Below are 9,342 nucleotides of genomic sequence, written 5' to 3' on the forward strand. Positions count from 1 at the left end.
GGCGCGTCTCTACATAATGGCGCGTCTCTACATAATGGCGCGTCTCTACATAATGGCGCGTCTCTACATAATGGCGCGTCTCTACATAATGGCGCGTCTCTACATAAATGATGTGTCCTAACAGCTATGGCGGTTGCTATACAAACGACGAAAGCCGCAAAACAGGTATACACTTTCTGCGTCTCCCCATCCCCTGCTCACCTCACAACTCCCAACAGCAGACTCTACTTAAAGGGTTTCGGGATCAATGTTTAATTCTCGCAGTTTGGCGGCGTAGCGTTCGGCAACTTCTTCTGGTGTCGGTACGAGTTTGCCTTCTGGGGTAAAAAAACGTAGCTGATTCTGATGAATTCCTAGAAACAAACCAAGCTGCTGACTCCACAATTGTCCTTGAGAATTCCCTTCTAAGGGTTGATAGTCTCCATCCACTAAATGAAATCCAACAAATTCTAATGTATTTGGATCAAACCAAAAGTAATCAGGGGTACGAAAGGTATCTTGATAGAGTTTTTTCTTAAATCCTTTGTCAGTATCAGCCGTTTTAGGAGAAAGTATTTCAATAATCACATTTGGATATTTGCCATCTTCATCCCAGACTACCCAGCTTTTCCGAGTTTTCCGTTCAGTGTCTAGCACGACAAAAAAGTCAGGTCCTCGGAAGTGTTCCGATTTGCGTTGACGGGGACTGTAATAGATGGTAAGGTTGCCAGCGACGTAGAAATCATTTCTATCTCGCCATAGCCACTTAAGACATTTGAGCAGAAGTAAGATTTGTTCTAGATGCAGTTCAGTTTCCAAGGGGGGTTCATCACTATAGAGGTCACCAGGGGGAAAGATAACATCTTGTGAGATATCTTGGGAAGGAGCGAGTTCTTGAATTTGGGACATAGCGCGTTAAAGGTAGGACAGGAAATTGCATTTTTATTTATTTTAGCTGGCATTGTTTAACGCAAAACATCTTTAATCCAATCCAGCAAACTTGTCCCCCCAAACCAAACGGCGAGTAAAATAGAAGTTGAGAGAATTCCGCCCAGTAAACACACAACTAATCCGCCTAAGGTAATTGCCCCATCATCTTCAATTAAGCCGAAGCCCGTGACAAAAATACCCATCGCGGGTAAGGTATTGGTTCCGGGAATGGGAATCATCATCGAGATAGACATCAGCGCGATCGCCACCCCAATCACGACACGACCGGGTAAACTGGTACAGATATAAGGTAGACGTGGACGCGCGATCGCTTCAATCCGTCTTAACCAAGGAATCCCGCTTTTGACAAGTTTCTGTATTGTTTCCAGTTTCATCCTGCCATTCATGATTTTCTGGGGTAACCAGGGACGTTTTGCGCCAGCGATAAGCTGAACGGCTAAAATCAGCATGACAATGCCAAAGGGGATCGAATAACCTGGTGCTGGAACAGGTAAAGCCGAGGGAAGGGAAAGGATAACAAACAAAAACCCAAAAATTCGCTCCCCGGCGAAAGAAAGGATATCCGCTAGTTTCACCTGGGGCTGTCGATCTTCTTCAAAAAAATAACGCTGCAATTCCACCGAAAGTCGAGCCATTTTACTGAAACCCTTTGACACTATAAAAATGAATTAGCTCCCCGACTTCTGGAGATCCCCGACTTCTTGAAGAAATCGGGGATCGAGTTGGGAAGATCAAGTTGGGGATGGGGATCGAGTCAAAAATGATACCACACCCGAAAAATTCAGGACTAGGTTCCTGATGTCCAAGAGTTCATGTACTCAACTTGCTCAGTGGTTAATGTATCAATTGAAATGCCCATTGCCTGCAACTTCAGCCGTCCAATTTCCTTATCAATCTCAGTCGGAATCGAATGTAGACCGGGTTCTAGTTTACCCTTATTCTGCACCAGATATTCGCACGCCAAGGCTTGGTTAGCAAAGCTCATATCCATCACGGCGCTGGGGTGTCCTTCGGCTGCAGCCAGGTTAATTAAACGCCCTTCACCCAACACGATGACAGATTTACCGTTTTTCAGGAAATACTGTTGAGTAAAGTTGCGGACTTGGCGATATTCTGTTGATAGATCTGCCAAGGTTTTCAGGTCAATTTCAATATCAAAGTGACCGGAGTTACAAACCATTGCGCCGTCTTTCATCACCTCAAAATGTTCTTGGCGAATGACGTGCTTATTCCCGGTAACGGTGATAAATACATCGCCGTGGGATGCGGCTTCAATCATGGGCATTACCCGGAAGCCATCCATGACGGCTTCAATCGCCTTAATCGGGTCAATTTCAGTAACAATCACATTCGCGCCCATCCCTCGCGCCCGCATCGCGGCACCTTTGCCACACCAACCATAACCCGCAACTACAATAGTTTTCCCGGCTAGCAGGATGTTGGTGGCGCGGATAATACCATCTAGGGTGGATTGTCCTGTACCGTAGCGGTTATCAAAGAAGTGCTTAGTATCGGCGTCGTTAACGTTCATGGCGGGGAAGGTGAGAACCCCCTCTTTGAACATTGCCTGCAACCGGACAATTCCTGTGGTGGTTTCTTCGGTTGTGCCGATAATATCACCAATCTGGTGTTGCCGTTCCTTAACCAGAGTCGCCGTGACATCGCTCCCATCATCGATGATCAGATTGGGTTTGTGATCTAGGGCAATTTGAACGTGGCGGTTGTAGGTGGCGTTATCTTCGCCTTTGATGGCAAAGACAGGAATACCGTAATCGGCGACTAAACTAGCGGCGACATCATCCTGAGTAGACAGGGGATTACTGGCAATCAGCAGCGAGTCAGCCCCAGCATTTTTCAGCGCGATCGCTAAATGGGCGGTTTCTGTGGTAACGTGGCAGCAGGCGACTAGGCGAATCCCTGCCAGAGGTTTATTTTGGGCAAAACGCTCCTGAATTTGCCGCAAAACGGGCATTTCTCGTCCAGCCCATTCGATGCGCTGTTTGCCTAAAGGCGCTAGGGATAGGTCTTTGACTTCGTGTTTGAGCGCAGTAGATGTTGCTGTCATGGATTTGGTTTATGTTATCTAAATTTGTATTGCCATCTTAACTAACTTAGTTCCGTTATCTGTGGGAAGGGCGGGTTTTGTTTTTCCGTTATCTGTGGGAAGGGCGGGTTTTGTTTTTCCGTTATCTGTGAATATCTGAATTTAGTCCCTAAACCCGCCCCTACAGATTCCCTATTTATGGCGCAGCCGCTGCTCCAACTTTGCGTTCTTTTCCAGCTCCAAGGTGAAGCGTTAGCACCCTCCTCACATTTGGGTTTTTGGTGTTAAGTTCTTGTTTTGTTGTTCCGATATGTGTGGGAAGGGCGGGTTTTGTTGTTCCGTTATCTGTGGGAAGGGCGGGTTTTGTTGTTCCGTTATCTGTGGGAAGGGCGGGTTTTGTTTTTCCGTTATCTGTGGGAAGGGCGGGTTTTGTTTTTCCGTTATCTGTGGGAAGGGCGGGTTTTGTTGTTCCGTTATCTGTGGGAAGGGCGGGTTTTGTTGTTCCGTTATCTGTGGGAAGGGCGGGTTTTATTGTTCCGTTATCTGTGGGAAGGGCGGGTTTTGTTTTTCCGTTATCTGTGGGAAGGGCGGGTTTTGTTTTTCCGTTATCTGTGGGAAGGGCGGGTTTTGTTTTTCCGTTATCTGTGAATATCTGAATTTAGTCCCTAAACCCGCCCCTACAATTGTGCCTAAACCCGCCCCTACAATTGTGCCTAAACCCGCCCCTACAATTGTGCCTAAACCCGCCCCTACAATTGGCTTCTGGGTGGCTGGTGGAGGACAGGGGCTTGGGCGGGGGGTAATAAGGGAGGTACAGGTTCTGGGGGTTCTGAAGGTTCTTCGGCGGTAACTTGTTTGATCTCACTGACGTTAAAAACAAGCTGATAGGGGTGTTTCATTTCTTTGGAGATAAACTCCTGAACTAACCGCACCTGCTTAGGCGTGATTTCTTGATCCGTCTGCACCGTGAGATAGACGATGGGTGGCGTGGCTGTCCAATTCACTTTGGTTCTAATCAGTTGTACCTCTGGCTGACCGATGGTAATCGTTCGCCGTACCAGGGTATTATTAATCGTGGCTTGCAGTCGCACTTGCCTGGCTAATTCCCAAAAACTGACACCTAACGGCAGGAAGAGGAGGGCAGTGAAGCCAAATGTCCAGCCTAAGGCGTGATTGATTTTGGTGTAACCGGCGACGATAAACACCAGCATACAGGCTAAGGTAATACCGAGAAGATTGGTTACATACAGTAAAAATGCACCTAAGCTAAACGACCAAATTCCCTGAGACAGCGACAGTCCGACCACACATAAGGGTGGCATTAGGGCAACCGCGATCGCCACCCCAGCTAAGGCATCGCTGATACGGGCGCGAATCTTGGCAAAACTACTGATCCCGCCTGCTACCACCGCGATCCCCAAGTCTACTAAATTCGGCTGGGTGCGAGAAAGCACTTCTGAACCATATTCAGGAATCCCAGCAATCCGTCCCGTCAGCCACGAGAGAACTAATGCTAAGATCGTCGCACCTGCGATCGCGCCTAAGGCTTTGCGAAATAACTTTAAGTCCCCCTCCAAAGCCCCAAACGCTAATCCCCGTAAGGGCAGCATCAACGGAGCAACGATCATCGCGCCAATGATGACAGCTGTACTATTGCTAATCAAACCAAATGTGGCAATCAGACAAGAACTAATCGTGAGGACAACATAGTTAATCGTCCAACTCGCATCGATTGACAACTCTTGGTGAAGTTGCTTAAATACATCTTCGGTCACGGCTTTGGGTAAAAGCCGATTGAGCATGAGTATATATCGGCGCATCAATTCAATGAAATAGAGGTTTGATGGATTTCGTGCGGATTGAGAGACTTCCCTATAATTATCTCCTCAGATAGAGGATAACTCGAAAATTGCGATTGTTAATTTTTGCTTTTGATTAGCTCAAATGCCATAACTTTTTTTGATCAGGACTGGGTATCCGGCTTAAACAAAGTCTTTTTGCCCGTTTTGCCCCGAATTGGCTCCTGTTAATTTTTTTTTTAGTCTATATACTTAATTGTTAAGAAAAGTAACGGGAGAAGAAGCAAGATGAAGAAAATGCGAATTTCAGCTTGGACCATTGCCGGATCAGTAGCATTAGCGGGTTGGGTGATCTCTCCGGTTCAGGCTCAGATATCGGTACCCAGTTTCCCCGATGTCACTAATCCCCTCAAGCAGCAATCAGAGGATACCCCTGATTCAGGTTGTGTTCGACTCGACGGTGGCTGTTTATTCGAGATTGCGGGGAAGAAGTCGGAGTCACTCCCCAATAAGGCTGGGGAAGCAGAGGGAACAGAGGGAACAGAAGAACCACCAATCACCTTACCCCAACGCATTCAAGAAATTGAACAACGATTACAGGATATCAGCCGTACTTACTTTAAAAACGAGAACGCTGAATTAGAGATTCGCCAAGAAGAAGCAGAGGACGAAAGTAATTTACGCGAGATTTATATCTCTCTTCTAGATGAGGAAGGTGATCCGTTCAAAGAAGTACGCTTGATGACCGTTACCGATCAAGATGCAGCTCTTAAAGGATTGACTATAGAGCAGATAGACGAGAGAGCCAACCAAATTATCGAACAACTTGAACAAGGACTTAAAACGGCAAAACAGGAACGACAACCCGAATTTTTGAGGACTAGAATTAAAATTGCCGTTGGTACTGGCGTAGGCATGATTATTGCCAGTTTACTCATTTATCGTTGGGAACGTCGCTTAAAACGATCCAAACAACTGTTAGAGCCTTCCGAATCGTCGAATACTGAGCCAATATCCACTCAACTGACCCAAAATCAACAGCGAAATGTCAAAGAGGTTTTACATCGCCTGTTGCAAGTGACTCAAGGCGTTATTTGGGTAGGGGGAAGTCTATTCATTTTGACTCTATTTCCTTACACGCGATTCATACAGGTTTTAATTATTTCCAGCTTCCGGATTCCCGTGCGCGTGGGTATTGTCGGCTTGGGAAGTTACGTGATCATCCGTTTATCTTATGCCTTAACTGATCGCTTCTCCTCTGCCATTGCTAGAACTCATTTACTGACGCCCGAAGGCGCTCAGCGAGCGCAGTTGCGCGTGTCAACGGTTTCTGGGGTAACCAAAAATATTATCACCTTGAGTTTTAGTGCGATCGGACTTTTAGTGGCGCTAGCGGCAATTGGAATTGACATTGGTCCGCTGTTAGCTGGTGCTGGGATCATTGGTTTAGGCTTGTCTTTGGCATCGCAAAACTTGATCAAAGATGCCATCAATGGCTTCTTCATTCTCCTAGAAGATCAGTATGCCGTTGGTGACGTGATTGGCGTGGGAGATGTTGGCGGGTTTGTGGAAAAAATCAACCTCCGGATTACTCAGTTGCGGGATGCTGAGGGGCGATTAATTACGGTTCCCAACGGTGAAGTTAGAATTGTGGCGAATCTTTCGAGTAATTGGTCACGGGCAGATTTAAATATTCCCGTTACCTATCAAGCCGATGTTGATAAAGCATTGGAGTTGGTCAGACATGTGGCTCATGAGATGGTTATGACCCAAATGTGGCGGGAGCGTATCCTGGATCAACCCGATATTTTAGGGGTGGATGACTTTGGCGATCGCGGTTTTATTATTCGTGTTTGGATTAAAACCCAGCCTCTAAAACAATGGGAAGTGGCGCGAGAGTTTCGCCGTCGTCTAAAAGCGGCATTTGATGAAGCGGGAATCCTGCTATCATTGCCTCAGCAAGCGCTCTGGTTTAATAACACCTTACCGATGCAATCGTTGTCGAATGGTCACTCGAATGGTAATAGTCATCATGACAGTCAGCCGAAGTATGCTGAGATTGACTAGAGCATCAATTCCCTAACCCCAGTTAGCTGTCAAAATAAATCATAAGAGACGTAGCCATGCTACGTCTTTTATTTTTTCTATAAATACCAAATTCGTTTTAAAACAAGGAACAATCAGGTTTAATCTTTTCCTTGCACCCCCATAAGGGCGGGTTTAGTGACGTTATTGGTTTTGGGAGAAACTTTATCAGTAAAACCCGCCCCTACAACCCCACTTCCCGAAACTCCTGGTCAATTAAGTACAAATGTACTATAATGGAGTTATCAAAGATTCTACTCGGTTAACGCCTAACGCCCGATAGCATTCAAGATTTTTGCCATGATTAAGCATTACATTCTCAGTATCAACCCCAACGCCGAGTACGAGTGGGAACAGCGCATCCTACGCCACCCGATCACCGCAGAACGCCCGGATTTTGCCAGTTTAATCGCCCAAGCGGTGGGGGACGAACCTGGATCGTATTTGGTGGAGGTGAATATTGAAGTCAACCTTTTAGAGAAAGCCCCCAATCCTCAGCCTCAGAGGAATTCCATGGATGGAGACACCAAGACAGTCAAGTCCCAAGCTTCGGAATGGGTGGCTTAGTCGGTTAACTGTCTAGCTTGGATAACCGGATAAAGGATTGTCCAGATTGATACTTTCATACAGGAAGATTTAAGATGAACATGAGTCAGTACCCCGCCGCGATCGCACAAGCCGCTCAAACCGTTAATGATTTGGACTCGCAAATTCAGGCGGTGCAACTTAATATTCATCGCCTAGAAGCCAGTATTGATAAGCAAATTGCCTTTGATTCTGAGTTAAAAAATGAATCACAACGCAAGGGCCGTCGATTTGAGCTACTAGAGGTGAATTTGGAATATCAGCACGCCCTTAACACCGTAATGCGGTTAACCAATCAAAAGGCGAATGCTGTGGCTAACTTGGAATACTTGCGGAATCAGTTCAGTGTTGCCAAACTGGAAGCTCGACTGGCAATCGCCCGCCAGCTTAATGGTTCAGATATTGGTGATCTGTTGCTCGGCGTGTCATAGTACACCAGCCTTGATCCCCCTCTTCCCTCATGACTTAGGCGCAGACACTGCATAGTAGGGGACTCTTGATGAAGGGTTCCCTACTGATGGTAGTTCAACGGTGCAATAGACGAAAATGGTTATAGTTGGCAAACCGTGTTCCAGGCTGGGTAAGTTGCCCAAAAGAAACTATGACTATTGTGACCTCTCAAGAAATTGCCCGATTCCGCTCTCAGCTTTCCCATAACCCCGAAGCGATGCAAGCGCTTGATGCGATTGAGGATTGCGAGGGGGATTTAGAAGACGCCGCGATCGCACTAGCGATTCGAGCCGGACAACAACCCCAAAGCGACAATGCTCGATGGTTAGACGATTTAGCCAAAAAATGCCGTGCGGTTATTTGTAAGCCGGAATTTCGCCAAGATTTGCTCGATGGCTCTTATACTCAGGTGATTGAATACTTAGCACAGACTCCCCTACTTCCCGCGATTCTAGCAACACCTGTCCTGATGTCTGCTCTCAACCAAGGTGTACCTAGTTTTTGCGAACCGATTGATGCTCACTTTGAACAGGTTTACGGCGATCGCTCTCCTTAATTCGGTGTATCCCAATGCCAGTAAACGTAACGTTAACACAGCAGTCAGGGGAATGAGGGAGCAGGTTCTGTGATATCGCGATCGCACTCCCGTCACTTTAAAATCACTAGGATACTGTGAGCTAGACCAATACTCCCCCATTTTAAAGTCGGTAGTATAAAGGCGTTGCACTAGACTAGACGACCCACGACCTCCAGTGGGTCTTTTTCTTATATTTTCTCACGATAAATCTCTTGAACGTCCCCTTTTTTGGATAGCCAATAGAAATATCCTAGAGGCATTCGCTTGGAACATCGGGAGAAACTGAGTAGAAAACTGGGATTGGGTACAAATCCTAAAAATACGGATAGACTCCACTCACAAAAAGCTCGAATGCTGACTATGCTAAAAAGGGGAGATAACCGGAGACAGCAAACCCCGTAAGGCGTGATGGGTCGAGAAATATGGCTAAAAAATGGCAGAAGGAGTATCGCCGAATAGCAAAAGCAGAAGCAGATAGACTCTTTGATCAAGGAACGCAGCAGTATGTGGCAAGCTACTGAAAATGAGCAAAGTCGCCAATTGCAAGAAGCCTTAGCCCGACAGGAAGCTGCCCAAAGAGAACAAGAACGCCAAGCGCAAGAACACGCCAGGTTTAGGGACAATTGTAGGGGCGGGTTTAGGCACAATTGTAGGGGCGGGTTTAGGCACAATTGTAGGGGCGGGTTTAGGCACAATTGTAGGGGCGGGTTTAGGGACTAAATTCAAATATTCACCGATAACCCAACAACAAAACCCGCCCTCCCCACCGATAACCCAACAACAAAACCCGCCCTGATTCAGGTTCGTAGTCAGGGATGCGAGCCCTTAATCTTGTTGGGTTTCCTGCGTCAACCCAACCTACAACTCTCCCT

9 protein-coding genes are annotated in these 9,342 nt (G+C 46.7%); 5 read left to right on the plus strand and 4 right to left on the minus strand.

Going from position 1 to position 9,342, the window contains the following annotated elements; translation table 11 throughout:
- Nucleotides 1-228: 228 nt before the first annotated feature.
- The 3 genes from RIM23_RS19630 to ahcY all read right to left on the minus strand — a co-directional run bounded on the left by RIM23_RS19630 (nt 229) and on the right by ahcY (nt 2,995).
- Nucleotides 229-888 carry a Uma2 family endonuclease gene (locus tag RIM23_RS19630; protein WP_446368808.1) on the minus strand — a complete coding sequence of 220 codons (660 nt, stop codon included), beginning with the start codon at nt 886-888 and terminating at the stop codon, nt 229-231.
- A gap of 56 nt (nt 889-944) precedes the next feature.
- Nucleotides 945-1,565 (minus strand): exopolysaccharide biosynthesis protein, encoded by a 621-nt coding sequence (locus RIM23_RS19635; RefSeq protein ID WP_446368809.1) that lies wholly within the window; start codon nt 1,563-1,565, stop codon nt 945-947.
- Nucleotides 1,566-1,717: 152 nt separating this feature from the next.
- Nucleotides 1,718-2,995 (minus strand): adenosylhomocysteinase, encoded by a 1,278-nt coding sequence (gene ahcY / locus RIM23_RS19640; protein ID WP_446359174.1) that lies wholly within the window; start codon nt 2,993-2,995, stop codon nt 1,718-1,720.
- A gap of 276 nt (nt 2,996-3,271) precedes the next feature.
- Between ahcY and RIM23_RS19645 the strand changes: the two genes are divergently transcribed.
- A complete protein-coding gene (locus RIM23_RS19645; protein WP_446368810.1) occupies nt 3,272-3,622 on the plus strand; it encodes a hypothetical protein in 351 nt (116 codons plus the stop codon).
- 101 nt (nt 3,623-3,723) lie between these two features.
- On the opposite strand, the gene RIM23_RS19650 is transcribed toward RIM23_RS19645, so the two are convergent.
- Complete coding sequence (locus tag RIM23_RS19650) at nt 3,724-4,776, minus strand: TIGR00341 family protein (RefSeq protein WP_446368811.1); 1,053 nt, start codon at nt 4,774-4,776, stop codon at nt 3,724-3,726.
- 294 nt (nt 4,777-5,070) lie between these two features.
- On the opposite strand from RIM23_RS19650, the gene RIM23_RS19655 reads away from it, so the two are divergent.
- The 4 genes from RIM23_RS19655 to RIM23_RS19670 all read left to right on the plus strand — a co-directional run bounded on the left by RIM23_RS19655 (nt 5,071) and on the right by RIM23_RS19670 (nt 8,449).
- Nucleotides 5,071-6,840, plus strand: a complete 1,770-nt coding sequence (locus tag RIM23_RS19655) for a mechanosensitive ion channel domain-containing protein (protein ID WP_446368812.1) — start codon at nt 5,071-5,073, stop codon at nt 6,838-6,840.
- A gap of 318 nt (nt 6,841-7,158) precedes the next feature.
- Entirely contained in the window at nt 7,159-7,425 is a 267-nt protein-coding gene (locus RIM23_RS19660) for a hypothetical protein (protein WP_446368813.1), read from the plus strand.
- Nucleotides 7,426-7,499: 74 nt separating this feature from the next.
- Entirely contained in the window at nt 7,500-7,874 is a 375-nt protein-coding gene (locus RIM23_RS19665) for a hypothetical protein (RefSeq protein ID WP_446368814.1), read from the plus strand.
- Between the two features lie 170 nt (nt 7,875-8,044).
- Entirely contained in the window at nt 8,045-8,449 is a 405-nt protein-coding gene (locus RIM23_RS19670) for a hypothetical protein (protein WP_446368815.1), read from the plus strand.
- Nucleotides 8,450-9,342: the final 893 nt, after the last annotated feature.

This window comes from Coleofasciculus sp. G3-WIS-01 (assembly GCF_040223135.1).
Lineage (GTDB): Bacteria > Cyanobacteriota > Cyanobacteriia > Cyanobacteriales > Coleofasciculaceae > Coleofasciculus.

Coding starts and splice junctions, on each gene's coding strand:
- RIM23_RS19630 (WP_446368808.1), bottom strand. CDS start 888: ATGTCCCAAATTCAAGAACTCGCTCCTTCCCAAGATATCTCACAAGAT.
- RIM23_RS19635 (WP_446368809.1), bottom strand. CDS start 1,565: ATGGCTCGACTTTCGGTGGAATTGCAGCGTTATTTTTTTGAAGAAGAT.
- ahcY (WP_446359174.1), bottom strand. CDS start 2,995: ATGACAGCAACATCTACTGCGCTCAAACACGAAGTCAAAGACCTATCC.
- RIM23_RS19650 (WP_446368811.1), bottom strand. CDS start 4,776: ATGCTCAATCGGCTTTTACCCAAAGCCGTGACCGAAGATGTATTTAAG.
- RIM23_RS19655 (WP_446368812.1), top strand. CDS start 5,071: ATGCGAATTTCAGCTTGGACCATTGCCGGATCAGTAGCATTAGCGGGT.
- RIM23_RS19660 (WP_446368813.1), top strand. CDS start 7,159: ATGATTAAGCATTACATTCTCAGTATCAACCCCAACGCCGAGTACGAG.
- RIM23_RS19665 (WP_446368814.1), top strand. CDS start 7,500: ATGAACATGAGTCAGTACCCCGCCGCGATCGCACAAGCCGCTCAAACC.
- RIM23_RS19670 (WP_446368815.1), top strand. CDS start 8,045: ATGACTATTGTGACCTCTCAAGAAATTGCCCGATTCCGCTCTCAGCTT.